Genomic DNA, 21,149 nt, shown 5'->3' with positions numbered 1-21,149 from the left:
TTTTGATAAGTATTGTACCAATTGGTGGCACTATTTCGGATGATCTGACTGGGGCATTGGTATAGCCAAGGCGTTAGCTCTTTGGATTTAAACTGAGCCGCTTTCTGATCAATAGGTGCATAAGTACCTATTGGATGATACTTGCGCGCAAAGGTACGGTAATACTTTTCCTCGTCAACCTTGGCATTCCAAATTAATCTGGCACAGCCCATCCACTGACTTAATATCAGCTTTTGATTAGATGTTGGGTTAGCGCGTAGCTTAATACCTGTTAACAACTAAGTTGCGCCTAAGTGATTGATGAAAAGTGTTTTATTAGAATATCCTTCATGAATCAATCAAATGTGAACTCATTGAGTTTGGCGGAGAGGATAATCACGTTCACATGATAGTTGCTGTACGCCCCACAATTGCAGTAGCTAGCTTGGTCGGGAAGTTAAAAGGGAAATCTTCTTATATGATTCGTCGAGAATTTTGGGATTGCGTTAAGACCATGCACTGGGGTAATCATTTTTGGTCTCCTAGTTATTGTGTCGTGTCTTGTGGTGGTGCCAGCTTAGATGTTGTTAAAAAATATATAGAAAGTCAAAATGCCCCACCCAACGAACGATCTTTAAGGGCATCACTAGCAGCCAATAAGAGAAAATCCAGGTTACTACTTGCTAGACCCGCCCATGAATGAACGGGATTGCGCAAGCTAAATGTTCAACACCAGTAGGCTTATTCTATAGTTTATCCACAACATAGCGGCACAGTGCATAACACTGGTCATACCAAATGTAACCAATGTGATTTCCTCTCGTGCGATATCGACACATTCGGTTACGTCAATACCACTGTAAAAAACGAGTTAGTTTACCCACATCACATTCATCAATACAACCTACCAATCATTCACCTGTATTATTTGTAGCTACTAAATAATCTGAGCTGCGCATAAGAAATGAACTAAATGCCAAAGTCGCAATTTGATCGTTTGAAATAAACTATTGACTGCACAAGGACTTGGATATAAATAACGTAGACGCAATTTTCGTTGACTTCTGCCAGACGTTCCTTCTTGCATGGGCAAAGACGTCTAATTTCTTCCGGTATCAAACAAAGAAACAAGCCTTTTCTCCTCTTAAATTAGCGAAGTGATGACGATAGTGATAGCTTTCCATCAATTGGAGTATCTAGACTTCAAAACCTATTACATCCACTTTGTTTGTCGCTACCTCACCAACGAATATCCTGAATTCGTTAGCTATACTAGGATGCTCAAGCTCATGCAATGTGTCCTAGTTCCACCTTGCTCTTACCTCACTCACCGTCAGGTGAGACCGACAGGGATGGTTTTTGTTTATTCGTCTAAGCTACAGGTTTGTCACAATCTACGCATTTTTAGACATCAGGTTTTTAAAGGTACCGCGAAGCGAGAAAAATGAACGATGGGGTGGTTATATGGTTTCAAATTACACCTTAATATCAATGACTAAGGTGGCATTATCTCAGTCAAAGTGACGAAGGTTAACGTGGATAATAGAAAGCCTATATTAGAAATGGTTGACGAGCTTTGGGGATGTTTATAAGGAGACAAAGGGTATATCTCTAGTCAATTTGAGCGGGAACTTGCAAACAAGGGAGTGACACTGATAACGGGTGTAAAAAAATGAAACTCAAAGCAATGAAACTTTAAAACCGGCTGATACTCCGGAAATGATTTATTATTGAAACCGGTTTTGACCAACTAAAAAACAGCTCCCAACTCTAGCATTTTCGGCACTGTAGTTGTATCAGCTTTATGGTTAACTTGATGCCGTGGCTTATCGCTTATTTATTTCAACCAAAGAAGCCGAGTATCAAAATGACTCGGCTTGATAAGCAATCGATTATGCAGATCTTAGGTTAATTACAATGCTCAAGTTAGTGAAGCGCGGGCAAATGTGAAAGCGATGAACAAAGTTATAAGACTCGGTATGCCTGCCCGCCAGCAAACAGATTAAGACTGTAAGAAATGTTTAGATCAGTGTGTTATAGGCCTGTTTTAATCAATAACGCCCTGTTGAACTATAGGTTACGCTGTAGCTACACTTAAAATTAAGCTACCATTTCACCTATCAGGCACAGCAGTATAGGAATAAATTCATGGGAAAAGCCATTGTCGTGTTTAGCGGTGGTCAGGACTCGACCACATGCTTAATTCAAGCATTATCATCATTCGATGAAGTGCATTGTATCACGTTTGATTATAACCAACGTCACCTACATGAGGTTGATGTCGCCCGCGATATTGCCAAACAACTAGGTGCAACCTCGCATAAAGTGATGGATGTCGGTTTGCTTAATGAACTTGCGACCAGTTCACTGACGCGCAAAAACATTCCGGTATCGCATAAACTCAAAAAAAACGAACTGCCAAACTCCTTCGTGCCTGGACGTAATATTTTATTTTTTACGCTGGCTAGTATTTACGCGTATCAACTGGAAGCAAACACCGTTATTACGGGCGTGTGTGAAACCGATTTTTCCGGTTATCCTGACTGCCGTAATGATTTCATCAACGCGATGAACAGAGCATTGGTACTTGGCATGGATCATCCATTGGAGATCTGTACACCACTAATGTGGTTAAATAAAGCGGAGACATGGGCACTGGCTGACAAATTCAATAAATTAGAATATGTTCGTGATAACACCCTGACTTGCTACAATGATATCATTGGCAAAGGTTGCGCTAACTGCCCTGCATGTGACTTGAGACAAAAAGGTTTAAATAAATACTTACAAGACAAAGATGTGGTGATGACCGAGCTTAACAACAAAAGTAAGTAAAGCTGTCTTCCCTTGAAAGTTACATTCTTATGTAAGGTTATTTAAAAGCATGTACCGAGCTAAACGGCTACTTCTAAGTGGAGTGGTTAGCCATGACTTGATGGTAGATATTCATTGGCAATTTAAAGCCTGTGAAAGCATTAACAATGATATATTAAAGCACTGTTATCTCTTCACCAACATTGTACTTATCGACCGAAAAAGACCCGATAAACTTATTAAAAATAGCCGGTGGTGCAAGCTGGTTTACTTTGAAGGATTATTATTTTTAATACGACTATAGATGCGCTTAGCTAATCCTTAGCTAAGGATTTAAATATTATCAAAACCAAGGTTGATAAAGGCATAAAATACAGCCTACTCGTTGGGTTATTTGCGTTTTTAATGTTTTTGATAAATACGGAGCACGCTCAAATCCTGGTTTCTTAGTGCATTTTAACGAGATGAGTATTGATGTGTTTAAAAAGCGCAATCAATGCAAAAACTTTGATGAAATAGAAAAATTCATTATTGTTAATATCAACCTTGAAACCCGCAGCTTTTGTAGTAAATGTGAAACACAAAATAAAATTTGCGATCAATTAAAACTCAGTCAATCAACTATACTTAGGCATTTATCTCTAATGATCCAAACAGGAATTATTAGACCCGCATTCACTGGTGATAATGACCCTTGCGATCCTAAATCTGGTATGGTATGTGACCAGAACGGTATTCTCTTCAATAATATTTATTATGTTAATGATGCTTTTACGTTGCTTGCATGTGAAATGGCAAGTAATAAACTTATTGATGCATTCAGAAAGCGCGTGAAGCAGCAACAAAAAAAGATGGAACATCACTACTCCATCGCGTTGTTAACGTGCGTAATAGAGTATGAAAAAAGACAATTAAAAGCCGTCTGGATGGGTATCTCTGGCACTTCAATTAAAAAAACGATCCAAGGTATCACTAGTTGCTCCGAGGCGGTTAATATCATTCGTAAGCGAGTAGAAAAGCGGGATGACCTTATTGATATATCAGCAAGTGCACAGTTAATGTATATCAATACCATTCTTAAACGCTATGGATTCAATAATACCAACCCATCAGGAGGGGTATCATTGTAAGTTCCACAAAACACACCAAGCCCCTTTAGTATTCGTTGTAGGGGCTTTTTTGTGCATATAAATAATGTGTCTATTATTTATCTGTAATGTTACGTAATGGTTAACAACAGAGGTAAAATAAGGCTGCTTGTGGATAACTTCCCGATACTTTCTCGACCTTCTCTGTGATTAAGTGCTATCCATAGACCAGCTATCCACTTTTGGTGCATATGCGAATTAAGGGTTTTGTGTATACTACGTAGGGGTTTCAAAGGTTATATATTTAATAAGCTTAATGGTTCGTTAGTATGACAGGAAAGTGAGTTATCGACTGTTGCAGATATCATGTGTTTTAACAAGGATTCGTAATCTATGAAAGAATTTATTTTCTATATGGAAATCAACTTATTTAACACACGATCTCTTTAAAGCAAAATCCATTGATTTGATTTACATCCATCATTTCTTTATAAAAGGCAAGGCACATACGTTGTAGATTATAACTCATTGTATTTTATAGTATTCATGGGTGTGTTAACTTCCGTTATATTGTTTATGAGGTTGAAAGGAAATATGAAAGAGTAGTATCAAACTAATGAATTGGTAGAATTAGAGGGGTTACCTAGAACAACTAGAGGAATTAACCATAGAGCAAGAATATAAAATTAGATGAAAAGAAAATCAATAGGTGTAAAAGGAAGAGCTTATGAGTATCATGTAAACTCATTTCCTGATTCAGTTGACCATAGCTCATTGTCGTGATCGTTAAAAGGATTACACGCTATTTGTCCGCTATCCCCTAACAGGTAAATTTCCTGATCTGGTTAGTTATACGCGTATGCTTAAGGTGACATAAAACGCTATGGTTTCCCTTGGTTATTATCTGACTCACCACCAAATTAAACTTACTGGCATCGTGTTCGTTGGTTTAACCTAACCACAGTTCTGTCATAATGAACGTATTCCACGGCAACGCGGATTTGAGGAAGTGGTAAAACAAGGGAAGGGGACGATGGGATAGCTCCATGACTTTCAAATGTACCTTATCATCAACGACCAAGGTGGTATCATTTCGGTAAAAGTAACAATAGTCAATGTTGATGACAAAAAACTCGTGCAAGATATGATCAATAATCTCTGGGGGTCTCTCTATATAGATAAGGGGTAGTTATCTTGCTCCCTCGAAAAAGCATTCGCTGGGAAAGGGGTCACTCTCAGTATTAATACACGGAAGAACATGAAACCAGAAGTGATGAAGCTTTGGAATCGTCTTAATGTTGAAAAAACAATTTATGATCGGGACAATATTTGTTTAATTAAACAACATATCCAAAATAGAGCATCCTCGGCACGAAATGCTGGAAGATTTATGGTCAACCTGACTACTGGATTCATTACTTATACGTTCCAACCAGAAAAGCTTAATCGTAAAATTACTCGGCTTGAAAAAGCCACCCTATACAGATCTTAAGTTGATTACCTGTTAAATCGAGCATTTTAAAATTCTTTGAGTATAGAGGAAGATAAAAAAGACTGATGGTACTAAAGGCTATGACGTTAAGAATGTGTGATTGGTATTCTTTTACAAAAATTTGTTATTCAATACCAAAATATTTTTTAAGAGAAAGAACCATGAAAGTAAAAATTTTGTCGGTAGAAGGACAGTTAGTGGGAGAAATGGAAACCTAGTTACATTTTCCCTAATTATTGTCTAGGGTCTATCACCATTTCTTTTTAGGGGCAAACAGTTCATCTAGTTCGTCGCTTTCATTCCTTTTTGATTTGGCTATATCATTACCTTTTCTTAGGGTTAGGTTGATTTCATCCAACATGGTGGACAATGAATCTTTTGCCAATACGCAGTAACTATCACTTTTATTACTCACCACGTCCAATGCTTTTTTTAGTAGTTGTTGAGCGGTACCAATTTGGCCTTTTATTTTTGCATCATTAACGCGCTTTAATACGTTTTCAATGTTAATTTTTACCTGCATTTGTTCTAAACGTGAGTTTTCGGTAACGAACGCTTGTGTTTGCATGCGACCTTTTGTATGTTCAGCTTTTATAACAGCACGTAAACGCTTGACCAGCTTCAGCATTGAAATGGCCTCACGGTCACTGTCAGGTACGCGGAAGGAAGTAGATTCTTTATTTTTATAGGCCTGCTTTATTTGATTTACTTGCTCTTGCACATCCGAAATTCGTTGTGAAAGTGACCGATCAGACTTGTCAATATCATGTATTTTCTTTAAAGAATCAAGGATCTTTTGATTCAGGGATACCAACAAAGTGCTACTGTATGGTAGGGAATGTGCGTTACCGATAAGCTCTTCTGTTGCGTCAATAACTGCAATATATTTAGCAGTTTCTTGGCGTTTTGATGACTCTATACGCTGTCGTTGCTGAGCCATGATATTATAACCAACAATCAGACTAAGTAGGATGATGCACAAGGCACCAATTAAGGCGATATTCATAAGTGGGCGTCTATATTCCTTGTTAAACTAAGACTTCCTAACATACACGATCTGCTACTATGGGCATAGTTTGTTAATACTATTTTCGATCTAAGGAAACTACATGAATGTCTATCTTTCATCATCTCCGCTCTCCGTTAGGTGAGATGCGCAGGTGTTAGATCTTAATCTGCCATTAAATACTCTCAAAAGATCTTGTTAAGTGAACGATACCAGAGAGTAGCTCTACCACGTGTGTTGAGGATATGTTTTATCTTGGTCACTTCCTCATTACTAACCTCGTTAAAGTCAGTTCCTTCTGGTAAGAATCTCCTTATCAGATCATTGGTATGCTCATTCAGCCCCTAATCACTCGACCTATAAGGTCTGGCTAAAATAAAAATTAATATCTGTGCTTTCATCGACCTCCTCATGATTGGCGAAGTTTGTACTGTTGTCTAACGCGAGGGTTTTGAAGTCATAAGAGGTAGAATTCACAATTTAAATAAACGTTTCCACTACAGTACCCACACCTACTTATTGGGTATCTTTCTGATGCAGCAGAACTTATTATCTTTATTAATCACGGTAAAGGACATGCCTTAAGCCCCACCACATATATTTTCTGGAAAAAAATCCCTACGTAAAATAAAAAATACTTGTGCCAAGTCCCAACGACAGTATCAATTTTGGAATGACTTAACTCCGTATTTTCATCAGTAATATCATAGCATTATTCAATGTCAACAACACCACCTACAAGTGTTCAGGTAATCTAACTAAAGAAATCACCATCAGCCAATCGTTGATTAATATGAAATCAATTATTGTCATTTAACTGTTTATGAGCCATGCATATCTACAGGCTAAAAGAGGATGAGGAGAATGTACTTTTAGTATGGTAGTCCAGTTTGTTTATTTGGATAGAAGAGCGTAGCACTTTCGGTAGTTAGTTTCCTCTTTTATATTAACCTGAGTTGCGCATAAGTAATAAACTAAATACCCAAGTAGCGATCTGATCTTTTAAAAAATATCGCCTGCATAAGGACTTATATATGAATAACTTAGATGCTATTTCCGTCGATGTCGACGACTTCTGCTAAACTTTCCTTCCTGCATGGAAAAATACCTAATTTATTCCGGTATCAAATAAAGAAATAAGCCTTTTCGCCTCTCCGTAAGCGAAGTGATGACTATAGTGATAGCTTTTCATCAATCGGGGTATCGAGACTTCAAAACCTATTACATCCACTTTATCTGCCTCGGACTCACCAATAAATTTGCTGAATTAGTCAACTACACGCGAATGTTCGAGCTCATTCAAGATATTCTGGTGCCCGCTTTGCTCTTACCTCACTCACCGTCAGGAAAAGCCGACAGGGATTGTCTTTGTTTATTCGTCTAAGCTACAGGTTTGTCACAATCTACGCATTTTTAGACATTAGGTTTTTAAAGGTACCGCGAAGCGAGAAAAAGGAACGATGGCGTGGTTATATGGTTTCAAATTACACCTTAGTATCAATGATCCAAGGTAGCATTATATTAGTCAGAGTGACAACGGCTAACGTGGATGATAGAAGACCTGTGTAGGAAATGGCTGACGATCTTTGGAGGTGTTTATACGGAGACAAAGGTTATATCACTGATCTAGTGGAGTGGGAACTCGAAGACAAGAGGGTGACACTGATAATAGGTGTAAAAAATATGAACCAAAAGTGATGAAGCTTTGGAACCGCCTGATACTCCGGAAATGATTTATTATTGAAACTGTTTTTGACCAACTAAAAAATATATCCCAAATCGAGTATTCTCGGCACCGTAGTTGTATCAGATTTATGGGCAACTTGTTGGCGGGGCTCATCGCATATTTATTTTAACCAAAGAAGCCGAGTATCCAGATGACTCGGCTTGATAAATAATGCCTTATGCAGATCTGAAGTTAAATACATACTTCGAGTAAGAAAGTCATCATTCTAAGTGACGATTTGAAAAATATCGGGAGAGATCCTCTTTTTATATGGAGTTATGAGATGTTGTAATAGAGGTGACTGCCAAAAGAGGTGTAGTGTTAATACTATTATTATTCATCATTGAAGAAATGCGTTGAACAGAAGAAATGAGCAGAGATTGCTCCCACTCTTCTAATGCATGAAAACGAGAGATAAAGTTCTGTTGTAGTGGTTTTGGGGCTTGCTGGAGTGTTCGAAGACCTTCAGGAGTCAGATGGGCATGCACTTTCCGCTTATCCATATTGTTTCGTACTCGCACAATCAGATTGCGGTTAGCGAGGCGGTCAAGAATCGTCGTTGCTGTTGCTTGACTCATATTGGTATGGTTTGACAGTTGACGTATGGTCACCTCATCTAAATCGACAATTGCTCTCATCAAAACTAATTGTGGGCCAGTTAAACCAGCTTCCTTTTTTAACTTTCTGGAATGCAGATCAATTGCTCGGATGATTTGCCGAAGCGCTACTAGTACTTCCTCATGCTTCTCCATCGAAGCGTCTCCTTAGAAAACCCCAACAAACCATTTAAAAATGCAGCATCATTTGTGAAATAAACATATACTGTAATAGAAATATATTCCTACGAACCTCTCTAAACCTTACACAAAAGGCAACTAGTATGCGACTATAATATGATTAAAACCTTATAATATTACATTCTAATTTCGATTAGAGGGGGGAGGTGGTCATATTTCAAGGAAATATAATACAATAAACTTATATTGAGTTAACCTTAGCTGCGCATAAGAAATGAACTAAATGCCAAAGTCACGATCTGATAGTTTAGAAAAAACTATTGACTGCATAAGGACTTGAGCATGAATAACTTAGATATTATTTTCGTCGATGTCGACGGCTTCTGCTAGCCTTTCCTCCCTGCATGGGAAAAACACCTAATTTCTTCCGGTGTTAAACAAAGAAACAAGCCTTCTCATTTTTTAAGTTAGCGAAGTGATGACGATAGTGATAACTTTCCATCAATTAGGGTATCGTGACTTTACACTCTATTACATCGACTTTGTTTGCCACTACCTCACCCACCGACAGGACTTGCCTTCGTTGATTCGTCCAAGCTACAGGTTTGTCACAACCTACTCATTCTCAGATATCAGGTTTTTCAGAGGTACCTCGAAGCGAGGAAAAGGAATGATGGGGTGGTTTTACGGTTTTAAATTACACCTGATTATCTATGACCAAGGTGGCATTATCTAAGTTAAAGTGACGACGGATAATGTGGATGATAGAAAACCTGTATCGGAAAGGGCTGACGAGCTTTTGGGGTGTTGATACGGAGATAAAGGTTATATCTCTGGCTCATTGGAGCGGGAACTTGCAGACAAGGGAATGACACTGATAAAGGGTGTAAGAAAGAATATGAAACCAAAAGTTTCATCAAATTTGGTTTCATATTCTTTCTCAGGTCATTTATTCAATAAGTTAAATTGTTCGTTTAGTCTAACTTGTAAACCAGTTGTCTATTACTGCATATATCATGTTTCCTAACAGGAATTGTAATTCCGACAAAATCCATTTTCTAGACGGAAATCAACTTATTGAATAAATGAATACTTTCAATGTTTAGCAAGGGTTTTTGATAACAAAAAAATGTTCAAACAGAGTTTTTGCGTTTATGTGTAACAATTCTAGCAAAGAACTGTATAACATCACAAACGCCTTACAAATAAAAACTAAGGTTCTGATGACATACCAATAAGACTAAGCTGACGACCCCTAATTGGGGTCGTCTGGGATAGTATTAAAGAATTGATGTTTACATGATATGCTTTGCGTTCTTTTTGTATTTACACGGATTGTCTTATGGCATTGAAATTTAAAATTGTCCCTGTTACTGCATTCCAACAGAATTGTTCTATTATTTGGTGTGAAAAAACCAAAGAAGCTGCATTAGTTGATCCTGGTGGCGAGGCTCAAAAATTGCTTACTAAAGTGGAATCACTAGGCATTAACATTACCAAAATTTTATTAACACACGGGCACTTAGATCATGTTGGTGGGGCTGTGGAAGTAAAGGAAGCATTATCAGTTCCTATTATTGGCCCAGAAAAACAAGACATATTTTGGCTTCAGGCATTACCTGCGCAAAGTGATATGTTTGGTTTTGCCGGTGCCGAAGCCTTTGATCCTGATCAGTGGTTAGAGGATGGAGATGAAATTATGATTGGCGAAAGTAGGCTTTTAGTAATTCATACTCCAGGTCACACTCCTGGACACGTGGTGTTTTTTAATGATGAAGATCGTTTAGCATGGGTAGGTGATGTTTTGTTCAATGGTAGTATTGGTCGCACTGATTTCCCGAGAGGCAATCACTCAACGTTGATTAGCTCAATTAAAGACAAACTTTTCCTACTGGGGAATGATATAACATTCGTGCCTGGTCATGGGTCTAATTCCACCTTTGGTCACGAAAGAAAGTATAATCCGCACGTAGCAGATACTCTACCTATTTAGTAAATCGTATACGTTTCGAGAATATCTGAACCAATCGCAATTTCTACACTCAGATCATCATGAAGTTTAAAGGGAGGTGATGATGGGAAAGGACAAGCATAAGATCAGCAGCTTGGGTTTGTATTTTAGGATACCGAGATTGAAACGGAACTGATGGTAAAAGGTATTTTTAAACTCCCACTTCATAAATTAAAACGCTTTCTCAATGCGGTTTTTACGTTGATGAATGTCCCGCTGAAATCACGTACATACAGGTGTATGTACGTTGTTGATTAAGTCAGCACCATAATGCACTGATAAAAATCTTTTTTATAGTTTTAATTTGTCTGTTGGCGAACAGATATACCAAGTATTATTACTTTGTTCATTGCTTTCACATTTTACAGCGTTTCACCAACTTGAGAATTGTAATCACGAAGAGTGAGTTTAGGGCTGAGCCCCAGTTTACCAATACTTGATTATATTGTTTCCAGCTGCTGATCTTATGCTTGTCCTTTCCCATCATCACCTCCCTTTAAACTTCATGATGATCTGAGTATAGGAATTGCGATTAGTTCAGATAGTTGGGAAATAACATCAAAGTAAATGAGCACAACTTCGAGTACATCAAGAGGGAATGTAGTTAAACAGCGTGTGTAAGTTTTTTAAAACTATGATAACCAAATTAATATTGATGTGTAGCACTCGAGAAGAGTCACGAATACCAGAATTATTCATAGCCAGTTCAATAATTTGCGCTTTTCTCTCCGCCTGATAAGCCCTGCATGTATATCCAAGCTGGAAAGTTTGGTAACATGCTTGGTAACGATAACCTTGGTGGACACCAAGGTTGATATCATGCTTTTTAACCGTTTTTGTTTGCGGGTAAAAGCGACATTTAACGTCAATGGTAGCTATAATGATTACCCTGTAAAAGAATGGTTTTTATACGAAGAAAAATCTATTGAATACATGGGTTGATACTGTTCAACAACATGCCTAATATTAGTGGTACAGATTACTTCTAGAAAAACACATAAGCAGTGCTACTATGAGTTACCAAAAGTTAACCTAACCTTGACCAAGGTGGAATTATCTCGATCAAAGTGACGACGGTTAACGTGGATGATAGAAAGCCTATATCGGAAATGGTTAACGAGCTTTGGGGGTGTTTATACGGAGATTAAAGGTTATATCTCTGATCCATTGGAGCGGGAACTTGCAAACAAGGGAGTGACACTGATAACAGGTGTAAAAAAACATGAAACCCAAAGTGATGAAACTTTGGAACCTCTTGATACTCCGGAAACGATTTATTATCGAAACCGATTTTGACCAAATAAGAAAGATCCCAAATAGAACATTCTCTGCACCGTTATTGTATCATCTTTATGGTCAACTTGCTAGCGGGGCTCATTGCGTATTCATTTCAACCAAAGAAGCCGAGTATCAAGATAACTTGGTTTGATAAGCAAGTGCTTATGCAGATCTGAGGTTAACCTAGGGGAGACAAAAATACCATTTCTAGTAGTCTTCTTCATCTTCTACACTAAACCATGCGGGTCACGATTATGATTTAAAGTCAAGTCCCCTATTAACTAAACGACGTTGCATAGGTGTATAGGTTCTTTTTGTGATTCTCAACGCTTTAGTATAATCTATTATCTTAACGCTATTTTACTCCATTCAGTATGTTATGTATCTCCATAAATTATTTCTATTTATTATCGTTACTTTAATAATATTGCTCATTTTCGTAGCGGCAGCCGACATCTGGGTGTCTATACAAGCTAGGGGAAGGATCTTCGATTCCATACAAAAAATACCATCACGGAATATTGCGCTCGTTCTTGGAACAAGCAAGTACATCGGAAAAAACCTCAATCCTTATTATACGTATCGTATAGAAGCCGCAAAGGAGTTATACCAAAATAACAAAGTTAATGTTCTTTTGCTAAGTGGTGATAACGAACATCTCTCTTACAATGAACCTTGGACGATGAAACGTGACATGTTACGTGCTGGTATACCCAATAGCAGAATTTATCTTGATTACGCAGGTTTTCGTACACTTGATTCCGTAATTAGGGCGAAAAAAATATTTGATGCTAATGCATTTACACTAGTCACACAGGCCTTCCACTGTGAACGTGCTCTATTCATTACAGAACATTATGATATTGATGCTATTTGCTTAGCAGCTCCAAGCCCTAAGGGATTAGCAGGATTAAAAATTCGCGTTCGTGAAACAGTCGCCAGAGTGAAGGCAATTTTAGATATTTATATATTAAACGTACAACCTAGATTTCTTGGTCCAAAAGAGAGCATTTGTATCAATGTTATTCAAACCAATTCTAGATTCAAGAAATAAGTCCAGCCCTCTTGATAAAGAACATTCTAGCTAAACACACCCGCAATGTCATTAAACTCCCGTCGAAGTCTTCTGGAACTAACGGCTTGAAGTGAGTTAACAAGTTTCACAATATTGAGAGTGTTTGGTGATGTTGAAACTAACAAGTGAACGTGATCACTATCCCCGTTAAATTAACTAAGCTTGGCATTAAACCCCAATCAAAGTTCTTTGAATGTTACTCCAAGACTGAGCAAGTGTAAATCACCTAGAACTCTACGTCTGTATTGGGTCACAAACACGACGTGTAAGTGTAAAAGAATAGCAACTCTGTCTACATGTATCATATGTACTGACTAACTAACTTTCTTTTTATTATATAATCTCTTATTTTAGAATACGTTGCATGAGCTTGAGCATTCGCATGTAGCTGACTAATTCAGGAAATTAGTTGCTAAGGTAGCGGTAAACAAAGTGGATGTAATAGGTTTTTAAGTCTCGATACCCCTATTGATGGAAAGCTATCAATATCGTCATCACTTTGCTAACTGAGAGGAGAGAAGGCTTGTTTCTTTATTTGACACCGGAAGAAATTAGGTATTCTTCCCATGCAGGAAGGAAAGTCTGGCAGAAGTCGTCGACATCGACGAAAATAGCGTCTAAGTTATTCATGAACAAAGTCCTTTTGCAGTCAATAGCTTATTTCAAATGATCAGATCATCATGGAATTAAGGAGGCAGTTATGATGGAAAAGTTAAGCACAAGATCAGCAACTGGAAATAATATAATTAAGCATTAGTAAACCGTAATTTAGTCACCTTTTGGATAAACGACGCTACTATTAAGGCATTGCCTTGTCTAAAGCATAATGATCATCGTGGCCATGGGTGGATATTTTCGGATACCTCGATTGAAAAATCACTGATGGTGAAAGGTATTTTCAAGCTCCTACTTTGTGCGTTAGAAAGCTTTCTCAATGCGGTTTTTACGTTGATGAATATCCCGCTGAAATCCCCTACATACACTTGCATTAGTCATGCGTACGAAGACCGTAAAAGTTAAGTACCGTTTATTGAGTCGAGAAGTTGTCGCTCACGTCGTTATTGATGACACAAACCTAAAGGTACATGGAAAAGGCGTAAACATGGTAAGGAACATAGGTGTCTCTGGCGCAAACTTCATCTCGCGATTGATGTGTTTACTCATGAGGTTATTGCTGCAGAAGTTAACCTAGTGTCAGTGGGTGACAATGAAGTTTTACCTACATTTCTTCACTCATCACGATGAAAGATACAGCAAGTTAGTGCTGATGGAGCCTATGACACAAAAGCATGTCTCCCCATACTAAAAAATAAAAGAATAATGCCCCGTATTCTACCTAGAAGTAACGCGGGGTACTGGGAAGAAGAATATCCGAGAAATGAAGTAGTAAAAGCGTTAGAAAAAGATACATTGGTGGAGTAGAAAAGGACAGAGGTTATCATAAATTCTCGTTAGCAGAGACAGCAATATTTCGCTATGAACAGTTGTTGAGCCCTGAACTCACTCTTCGTGATTACAATGCTAAAGTTGGTGAAGCACTGGCAAATATAGAAGCGATAAAGAAGATTTGGATCAGTGCATTATAGGCCTAATTTAATCAAAAATAACCCCTAGAATACCTGATGAATCCATTGTTTTATCTCAGCAGAGATAATATTACTAACACGCTATTTCTTAAACCACATAAGTCACTCAGTGTAATAAAAGATATTCAGGGCTAACTGGAATAGTTCTATATACTTTTGGTGTTTTTCATTTTCCCAGCTCAGATAACCTCTATTTTCACTATAAATTTAATATCTTCTACGTAATTTATGTCTTTATTTTCTAGACATTACCCAATAAAAGATGGCGGAGAGAATCGCACAGATCGCTATAGATCCAGTCATAGGCCACACAGATTCCACTGAAATGGACGTAACAATAGTGCCAACTATCGTACCAGTACCGAACCTCATTGTGCCTGCAAGCGACGATGCAGTACCTGCAAACTCAGGGTAAGCGTTCAACACACAAGCCATCGAATTACTGGCCACAATTGAAATGGTTCCCATAAATAACATGATGGGAATGACCGTTCCCCATAGTCCCCACTCCATGAATTGACAAATGATCAACACCACACCTGCAATCAATTGGAGAATTAAGCCGAATTTAAGCATGTTGTCACTGCCGACTTTGCGTACGAATTTCCCGTTTAACGCGGTCATAATAATTAAACATACCACATTTAAGCTGAAGAAATAACCAAAGTTTTGTACGCTAACACCATAATAATCTATATAGACAAATGAACCTGCGGTAAGGAAAGAAAACATTCCTGCAAAGGAAAAACTCGATGCCATAATGTAACTAACCGCTGAGCGAGAACGTAATATTTTCAGGTAATTACGCAATGTTGAACCAATGCGAAGTGGCGGACGGTGTTCCACAGACAAGGTCTCGGGGATGAAGATCACGATCAACACAATGACCAAAACGGCAAATATTGCTAGTACCCAGAAAATGGAGCGCCAACCAAACCATAGGGATAAATATCCTCCCATCAGTGGTGCAATAAGCGGCGCAACCGTCATCACCAAAGTAATAAACGATATGGTGCGTGCAAAATCTTCTCGGTCAAACATATCACGTACTAGTGCTTGAATAACAACTGCAGATGCTGCACCACAAAACCCTTGTGCTGAACGCACATATGTCAAAGTGCTAATGTCAATTGCATTGGCACTAACAATCGTACCAATAAGGAACATAAACACACCTACAATTAGGACCGGTCGACGACCATAACTATCAGAAATAGGTCCATGGATAAGTTGACCGATCGCAAAGCCAGCAGTATACGCCGTCAGCGTACGTTGAACCTGCCCAGGTGACGCCATCAAATCTCGTGCAATTTCTGGCATTGCTGGAAGGTACATATCGATAGCTAGTGGTGTTAGTGCCGCAATAGCACCGAGAACAAGAATTGAGAGAAATGTCAATTGCTGAGATGAACTGTTAATTACATTCGTAGTCATGTACGCCTTGAGAAGGATAGGTAAAAGGAAAAAATAAAGAAGTAAATAGGTAAAAAAAGACCTAAAACACCTACAGTCAGGATCAGGCATTCCATCACTTACGTTACATAATAACATTTTGATTACTCCGCCAAAGGAAATGATGACTTTCTTATTTAAATAAATGGTCTACATCCCTTTATGCTCCTTCTTTTTCTATATTTCTCTAGCTTAACGTAGTGCAAACATATTCTTAGCTAAATTACTCACGAAAAGTATGAATATCATTTCGGCAGATTTTGATTATATATTCAATCAGTAGGTTTTCGTGCAATAATCCTCACCCGAATTAGGGTGATAAGAACTGTTTACAATCATGGTATTTTTAATACTGAACGGTGTTGTTGATTAAATCAGGCCTATAACGCACTGATCCAAATCTTCTTTATGGTCTTAATTTGTCTACTGGTGAACAGGCATACCGAGTCTTATAACTTTGTTTATCGCTTCCATATTTGCCAGTGCTTCACCAACTTTAGCATTGTAATCACGAAGAGTGAGTTCAGGGCTAAACAACTGTTCATAGCGAAATATTGCTGTCTCTGCTAACGAGAATTTATGATAACCTCTGTCCTTTTCTACTCCACAAATGTATCTTTTTCTAACGCTTTTACAGCTTCATTTCTAGGATGTCCTTTTCCCGCCAACCCGTGTTGATTCTAGGTGGAATACTAGGTATTATTCCTTTATTTTTCATAATGGGGAGACATGCTTTTGTGTCATAGGCTCCATCAGTACTGACTTGCTGTTATTTCGTCGTAATGTGTTAAGCAATATAGGTAAAACCTCATTGTCACCCACTAACACTAGGTTAACTTCTGCAGCGATAACCTCATGAGTAGACAAATCAACCTCGAGATGAAATTTGCGCTAGATATGCCTATTTTCCTTACCGCGTTTACGCGGTTTCCATTCGCCTTTTCCATATACCTTTAGGTTTGTGTCATCAATAACGATGTGAGCGACAACTTCTCGACTCGATAAACGGTATTTAACTTTTACGGTCTCCAAACGCTTACTAATGCAACTTCAGATCTGCATAAGCGCTTGCTTATGCAGATCTGAGGTTACTTAACTCCATGATGATCTAATCGTAGGAATTGTGATTAGTTCAGATATTTAAGAAATAACGCCATCGGTCTAAGAAATGGTTAGGGTTTAAGCAGCCTGAATTTTCTCAAAAAATGGAATTAGTCTCTTTAAATTGGAAAATGCCAAACTTCAGACTTGAGTTCAGGCCTCTTTAGAGCAAAACCATTTACCTTGCGGTTTATTTGCGAATGATTTAAGGCTTAAGTAACTTCGACATAATGCAGTGTTGCCTTCTTGGTATGTAGTCGAATTGTTCGTAGAACTTTCTTGCCCCGCTGTTACCAATGTTCACTTCTAAAATAATAGCATGGCAATGACGTTTTAGTACGTGTGCTTCCAATTTAGGTATGACATAAGAGCCTATACCTTGACGACGGGAATCTTGTGAAAGGAAAATTTGATCAATTACTGCAATTTTTCCACCTAATTCAATGCTGAAGCTGTAGCAAACCACGATGAAGCCGATTGTCTCATTAACTCCCTCGTTTTCCAAGGCGATAAGCAACACGTCACCGGAATTGGGGTGTGCAAGTAAAAAGTTAAAGGCAGCTGTGACGTGTGCGATATCGAAAGTAAGAATTTCATGATCATGAAGTTCTTTTGACAGCTCGAAGAGGCGTGGCATTGAGTAGATGGAGGGTGATAGTAGTGATACGTTCATCAATTCTTACCTGATCAATAAATTAAACGGTAGATGATTATAAGCGTAAATGGCAATTTAAAATTAGACCATCGTTCCTTTTCCTCACTTCGCGGTACCTGTAAAAACCTGATGTCTGTGAATACGCAGGTTGTGACAAACCTGTAGCTTGGACGAATCAACGAAGGCAATTCCTGGCGGTGAGTGAGATAAGAGAAAACAGAGACTAGAACACCTTGCATGAGCTTGAGCATCCTCGTATAACTAATTAATTCAGGAAATTCGTTGATGAGGTAGCGACAAACAAAGTGGATGTAATAGGTTTTAAAGTCTAGATATCCTGATTGATGGAAAGCTATCACTATTGTCATCACTTTGCTGAACTTTGGGAGTGTTTATACGGAGATAAAAGTTATATCTCTGATCCATTGGATCAGGAACTCGCAGAGAAGGGAGTAACACTGATAACTGGTATGAAAAAGAATATGAAACCAAAAGTGATGAAACTTTAAGACAGCCTGATGCTTCGGAAACGGTTTATTATTGAAACCGGTTTTGACCAACTAAAAAACATATCTCAAATCGAGCATTCTCGGCACCACAGTGGGATGATATTTATGTGTCAAACTGATTTCTGGACTAATTGCTTATACGTTTAATCTAAGAGAAGTTAGCCTTTAAATTACTCAACTTGGAAAAGCCATGCTTATACAGATCTGAGGTTATTTAGTAAGAGGATATGAAAATAATTTACTGAATACTAGTAATTGTTAGAAGTTGGTTAACACTAAATAGTAACGCAGAGATTTAATCCCTGTTTCTAACTTATCATTCCGTAAAAGGAATATACATGGAATCGATAAAAGTAAAAGATTATATGAATAAACGACCTGTGACCTTCAAAGCTCTCATGTCTTTGCCTATTGCATTAAAAAAAATGCTGAATGCACATCAGACGGGTGGTCCAGTTGTTGATGACAATAACCATGTAATGGGCTTTTTGTCTGAACAAGATATCATCCATCAGCTATTGAAAATGGGATATTATTGTCAAGGTAACAACACAGTTGGGGACTGTATGCACAGAGAGGTGGTAGTCGTGTCTCCTGATGAAAGCATTCTTAAACTAGCAGAAGATATGTTACCAGGTAAACCTAAAGTTTATCCTGTATGTAAGAATGGTCGTTTGCTCGGTGTTGTTTCTCGCCGAGACATTTTAAAAGCCATTGCCACTCAAATTGATGATTGTTTTCACCACCCCGTCTAATAAATAACAAAGTTATAAATATTTCACATTGGAAAAGTAATTATGTTTTCAATAGGTATATTTTCGCAAAGAATGCTTAATTTTTGCATGATGATTAAGCATTGTTAGAAAGCATGCTATCTATAAATAGCAGACACTAATACTACTACATTGATAGTCATACTGACGCGCTTTATAACTTATTGGAGATATGACCGTAAAAGGGAGCCTACAGCCTCTTCTTAGTCATGCCGATCTGGGTGCTCTCTTGTCATCCTCACTTTTTTACCATTGATTCATGCAAGTGTATGTAAAAGATTTTAGCGGGATATTTATCACCGTGAAAACCGAACTAAAAAAACCTTCTAACGCACGAAGTGGCAGCTTAAAAATACCTTTCATCATCAGTGCCGTTTCAATCTGGGTATCCAAAATATAAACAAACGGCCACGATGTACGTGATGCCTTAGACAATGCTATCCCTTAAGGGCAGCAACCTCTATCCAAAAAGTGACTGAAGCACGGTTTACCAATGCTTGATTATATTACCTTCAGCTGATAATCTTGTGCTTGATCTTTTCCATCATCACCTCCCGTTTAACTCCATGATGTTCTTATCGTAGAAATTATGATTAACCTCATATCTTTATAAGTGTTTGCTTATCAAGATGAGTCATCTTGAAGCTCGGCTTCTTTGGTTAAAATCAATACGCGATGAGCCCCGCCAGTAAGTTAACCATAAAGCTGATACAATTACGGTGTCGAAAATGCTAGATTGAGCTACGGTAAAATCTGGTGTATAATCTCCACAGCAGTGTTATGCTGATTGACGTTTGTTTTACGAAGGTCATCTCTGAATTTTACGCCTTTGATGATAGTCGAGAGTTACCGCCTAACAGGCTACGCCTGTTAGCCTCACCGTTGCAAACATTGATTTAATGGGGTTTGTCGTTCGAATCAGTATCCAGTCCACTGCTTTAGGATATTTAGCACCATATCTCGTTTCGCATTTTGAACTGTCCAAAGGCTTTCTGTGCCTCTTGTTATGTTTACGTCATCCAGATATCGTGAAGCTTTTATTTCATTTTTGGCTAAACAGATTTTGGAACTTGGTTGAAAAACCACCCCATCATTCCTTTCCCTCTCTTCGAGGTACCTTTAAAAACCTGATGTATGATAATGCGTAGGTTCTGACAAACCTGTAGCTTGGACAAATCAACGAAGGCAATTCCTGGCATGAGTGAGGTAAGAGCAAACCGAAACCAGAACACCTTGCATGAGCTTGAGCATCCTCGTGTAGCTAACTAATTTAGGAAATTCGTTGGTGAGGTAGCGACAAACAAAGTGGATGTAATAGGTTTTTAAATCTCGATACCCAGATTAATGGAAAGCCATCACTATCGTCATCACTTCGCTAACGTGAGAGGCGAAAAGGCTTGTTTCTTTGTTTGATACCGGAAGAAATGAGGTGTTTTTTCCATGCAGGAAGGAAAGTCTGGTAAAAATCATCGACATCAACGAAAACAGCGTTTAAGTTATTCATGCTCAAGTTCTTGTTCAGTCAATAGTTTATTTCAAACGATCAGATCGCGACTTAGGCATTTAGTTCATTTCTTATGCGCAGTTCAGGTTAAACTGACCGTTAGAAAAGTATGATTGATAATAGCACCAATGCCGTTAATTTTTCCTTTCTAGTGCTTATCATGAACGCATAGCATCGACTTCCTTTTTAAGAGTAATCATGCGTTCGAGGCATACTCTGGGCAAATCCACTTTCATCTAAAGTAGATGATGGATCTACCTTCTTCTTGATGTTTCTCTATTTCTTCGATGAAGTCTTGGCATTTTTGTTTATAACCCTTAGGGTGAAACAGAGTTTTTTAAAGGTGATATTGAGATGCTTCAA

Annotated in this window: 18 protein-coding genes and 13 pseudogenes; 18 read left to right on the top strand and 13 right to left on the bottom strand. The window is 38.2% G+C overall.

Going from position 1 to position 21,149, the window contains the following annotated elements:
- The coding region (locus BTN49_RS08145; RefSeq protein ID WP_148664875.1) for a helix-turn-helix domain-containing protein at positions 1 to 278 on the bottom strand (278 nt) is incomplete at its 3' end.
- A gap of 44 nt (positions 279 to 322) precedes the next feature.
- Here BTN49_RS08145 and tnpA point away from each other — a divergent pair.
- The 8 genes and pseudogenes from tnpA (at position 323) to BTN49_RS14105 (ending at position 5,591) form a co-directional block, all read left to right on the top strand.
- Positions 323 to 682 carry an IS200/IS605 family transposase gene (gene tnpA, locus BTN49_RS08140; protein WP_097356763.1) on the top strand — a complete coding sequence of 120 codons (360 nt, stop codon included), beginning with the start codon at positions 323 to 325 and terminating at the stop codon, positions 680 to 682.
- A gap of 329 nt (positions 683 to 1,011) precedes the next feature.
- A pseudogene (locus BTN49_RS22360) lies at positions 1,012 to 1,891 on the top strand (IS982 family transposase).
- Positions 1,890 to 1,985, top strand: a pseudogene (locus BTN49_RS22355) (IS5/IS1182 family transposase); the annotation flags it as partial. The pseudogenes BTN49_RS22360 and BTN49_RS22355, both read left to right, overlap by 2 nt.
- Positions 1,986 to 2,127: 142 nt before the next feature.
- Positions 2,128 to 2,814 carry a 7-cyano-7-deazaguanine synthase QueC gene (gene queC / locus BTN49_RS08130; protein WP_097356762.1) on the top strand — a complete coding sequence of 229 codons (687 nt, stop codon included), beginning with the start codon at positions 2,128 to 2,130 and terminating at the stop codon, positions 2,812 to 2,814.
- A 455-nt stretch (positions 2,815 to 3,269) separates the two neighbouring features.
- A complete protein-coding gene (locus BTN49_RS08125) occupies positions 3,270 to 3,923 on the top strand; it encodes a helix-turn-helix domain-containing protein (protein WP_158523702.1) in 654 nt (217 codons plus the stop codon).
- Between the two features lie 1,015 nt (positions 3,924 to 4,938).
- Complete coding sequence (locus tag BTN49_RS20960) at positions 4,939 to 5,070, top strand: transposase (RefSeq protein WP_097356760.1); 132 nt, start codon at positions 4,939 to 4,941, stop codon at positions 5,068 to 5,070.
- A gap of 69 nt (positions 5,071 to 5,139) precedes the next feature.
- Entirely contained in the window at positions 5,140 to 5,373 is a 234-nt protein-coding gene (locus BTN49_RS08115; protein WP_097356759.1) for a hypothetical protein, read from the top strand.
- 65 nt (positions 5,374 to 5,438) lie between these two features.
- A complete protein-coding gene (locus tag BTN49_RS14105; RefSeq protein ID WP_158523701.1) occupies positions 5,439 to 5,591 on the top strand; it encodes a hypothetical protein in 153 nt (50 codons plus the stop codon).
- Between the two features lie 32 nt (positions 5,592 to 5,623).
- Here the strand turns inward: BTN49_RS14105 and BTN49_RS08110 are convergent, their stop codons facing one another.
- Complete coding sequence (locus tag BTN49_RS08110; RefSeq protein ID WP_097356758.1) at positions 5,624 to 6,379, bottom strand: DNA repair protein; 756 nt, start codon at positions 6,377 to 6,379, stop codon at positions 5,624 to 5,626.
- A 1,034-nt stretch (positions 6,380 to 7,413) separates the two neighbouring features.
- On the opposite strand from BTN49_RS08110, the pseudogene BTN49_RS22350 reads away from it, so the two are divergent.
- Positions 7,414 to 8,235 (top strand): annotated as a pseudogene (locus tag BTN49_RS22350) (IS982 family transposase).
- Between the two features lie 136 nt (positions 8,236 to 8,371).
- Here BTN49_RS22350 and BTN49_RS08100 read toward each other — a convergent pair.
- Positions 8,372 to 8,857, bottom strand: a complete 486-nt coding sequence (locus BTN49_RS08100; protein WP_097356757.1) for a MarR family winged helix-turn-helix transcriptional regulator — start codon at positions 8,855 to 8,857, stop codon at positions 8,372 to 8,374.
- A gap of 327 nt (positions 8,858 to 9,184) precedes the next feature.
- On the opposite strand from BTN49_RS08100, the pseudogene BTN49_RS19690 reads away from it, so the two are divergent.
- The 3 genes and pseudogenes from BTN49_RS19690 to BTN49_RS08085 all read left to right on the top strand — a co-directional run.
- Positions 9,185 to 9,755, top strand: a pseudogene (locus BTN49_RS19690) (transposase); the annotation flags it as partial.
- Positions 9,756 to 10,184: 429 nt separating this feature from the next.
- Positions 10,185 to 10,835, top strand: coding sequence for an MBL fold metallo-hydrolase (locus BTN49_RS08090; RefSeq protein ID WP_097356755.1), 651 nt, complete (start codon positions 10,185 to 10,187; stop codon positions 10,833 to 10,835).
- 153 nt (positions 10,836 to 10,988) lie between these two features.
- Positions 10,989 to 11,111 carry a hypothetical protein gene (locus BTN49_RS08085; protein ID WP_097356754.1) on the top strand — a complete coding sequence of 41 codons (123 nt, stop codon included), beginning with the start codon at positions 10,989 to 10,991 and terminating at the stop codon, positions 11,109 to 11,111.
- Between the two features lie 41 nt (positions 11,112 to 11,152).
- Here BTN49_RS08085 and BTN49_RS18060 read toward each other — a convergent pair.
- Both BTN49_RS18060 and BTN49_RS20945 read right to left on the bottom strand, forming a co-directional pair.
- Positions 11,153 to 11,272 (bottom strand): annotated as a pseudogene (locus tag BTN49_RS18060) (IS5/IS1182 family transposase); the annotation flags it as partial.
- A 169-nt stretch (positions 11,273 to 11,441) separates the two neighbouring features.
- Positions 11,442 to 11,669 carry an IS1-like element transposase gene (locus BTN49_RS20945; RefSeq protein ID WP_223823835.1) on the bottom strand — a complete coding sequence of 76 codons (228 nt, stop codon included), beginning with the start codon at positions 11,667 to 11,669 and terminating at the stop codon, positions 11,442 to 11,444.
- Here BTN49_RS20945 and BTN49_RS18055 point away from each other — a divergent pair.
- The 3 genes and pseudogenes from BTN49_RS18055 to BTN49_RS08065 all read left to right on the top strand — a co-directional run bounded on the left by BTN49_RS18055 (position 11,634) and on the right by BTN49_RS08065 (position 13,185).
- On the top strand, positions 11,634 to 11,795 hold the full coding sequence (locus tag BTN49_RS18055) for a hypothetical protein (protein ID WP_223824390.1): 162 nt from the start codon (positions 11,634 to 11,636) through the stop codon (positions 11,793 to 11,795). The two genes, BTN49_RS20945 and BTN49_RS18055, sit on opposite strands and share 36 nt — an antisense overlap.
- A 98-nt stretch (positions 11,796 to 11,893) precedes the next feature.
- Positions 11,894 to 12,307, top strand: a pseudogene (locus BTN49_RS22345) (transposase); the annotation flags it as partial.
- Positions 12,308 to 12,510: 203 nt separating this feature from the next.
- Positions 12,511 to 13,185, top strand: coding sequence for a SanA/YdcF family protein (locus BTN49_RS08065; protein WP_097356750.1), 675 nt, complete (start codon positions 12,511 to 12,513; stop codon positions 13,183 to 13,185).
- A 26-nt stretch (positions 13,186 to 13,211) separates the two neighbouring features.
- Here the strand turns inward: BTN49_RS08065 and BTN49_RS20930 are convergent.
- Together BTN49_RS20930 and BTN49_RS22340 are read right to left on the bottom strand one after the other, a co-directional pair.
- Positions 13,212 to 13,346, bottom strand: a pseudogene (locus BTN49_RS20930) (transposase); the annotation flags it as partial.
- 268 nt (positions 13,347 to 13,614) lie between these two features.
- A pseudogene (locus tag BTN49_RS22340) lies at positions 13,615 to 13,836 on the bottom strand (IS982 family transposase); the annotation flags it as partial.
- Positions 13,837 to 13,929: 93 nt separating this feature from the next.
- Here BTN49_RS22340 and BTN49_RS08055 point away from each other — a divergent pair.
- Positions 13,930 to 14,792 (top strand): annotated as a pseudogene (locus tag BTN49_RS08055) (IS5 family transposase).
- Between the two features lie 234 nt (positions 14,793 to 15,026).
- Here the strand turns inward: BTN49_RS08055 and BTN49_RS08050 are convergent.
- From BTN49_RS08050 to BTN49_RS22335, 4 genes and pseudogenes are all read right to left on the bottom strand, one after another.
- A complete protein-coding gene (locus BTN49_RS08050) occupies positions 15,027 to 16,226 on the bottom strand; it encodes a Bcr/CflA family multidrug efflux MFS transporter (RefSeq protein WP_097356748.1) in 1,200 nt (399 codons plus the stop codon).
- Between the two features lie 441 nt (positions 16,227 to 16,667).
- Positions 16,668 to 17,294 (bottom strand): annotated as a pseudogene (locus BTN49_RS18045) (IS5 family transposase); the annotation flags it as partial.
- Positions 17,295 to 17,550: 256 nt separating this feature from the next.
- Positions 17,551 to 18,018, bottom strand: a complete 468-nt coding sequence (locus tag BTN49_RS08045; RefSeq protein ID WP_097356747.1) for a GNAT family N-acetyltransferase — start codon at positions 18,016 to 18,018, stop codon at positions 17,551 to 17,553.
- 87 nt (positions 18,019 to 18,105) lie between these two features.
- Positions 18,106 to 18,377 (bottom strand): annotated as a pseudogene (locus tag BTN49_RS22335) (transposase); the annotation flags it as partial.
- A gap of 15 nt (positions 18,378 to 18,392) precedes the next feature.
- Here BTN49_RS22335 and BTN49_RS18035 point away from each other — a divergent pair.
- Positions 18,393 to 18,678: pseudogene (locus tag BTN49_RS18035) on the top strand (transposase); the annotation flags it as partial.
- A gap of 169 nt (positions 18,679 to 18,847) precedes the next feature.
- On the top strand, positions 18,848 to 19,264 hold the full coding sequence (locus tag BTN49_RS08025) for a CBS domain-containing protein (RefSeq protein WP_097356744.1): 417 nt from the start codon (positions 18,848 to 18,850) through the stop codon (positions 19,262 to 19,264).
- A gap of 264 nt (positions 19,265 to 19,528) precedes the next feature.
- On the opposite strand, the gene BTN49_RS08020 is transcribed toward BTN49_RS08025, so the two are convergent.
- Both BTN49_RS08020 and BTN49_RS22330 read right to left on the bottom strand, forming a co-directional pair.
- The gene (locus BTN49_RS08020; protein WP_097356743.1) at positions 19,529 to 19,717 is read right to left on the bottom strand and encodes a transposase; all 189 of its coding nucleotides are present in this window, start codon (positions 19,715 to 19,717) and stop codon (positions 19,529 to 19,531) included.
- A gap of 640 nt (positions 19,718 to 20,357) precedes the next feature.
- Positions 20,358 to 20,786 (bottom strand): annotated as a pseudogene (locus BTN49_RS22330) (transposase); the annotation flags it as partial.
- Between the last annotated feature and the right edge of the window lie 363 nt (positions 20,787 to 21,149).

This window comes from Candidatus Enterovibrio escicola, assembly GCF_002464935.1.
In the GTDB taxonomy this organism is placed as follows: domain Bacteria; phylum Pseudomonadota; class Gammaproteobacteria; order Enterobacterales; family Vibrionaceae; genus Enterovibrio; species Enterovibrio escicola.
This window is presented reverse-complemented; position numbering and strand designations above follow the sequence as displayed.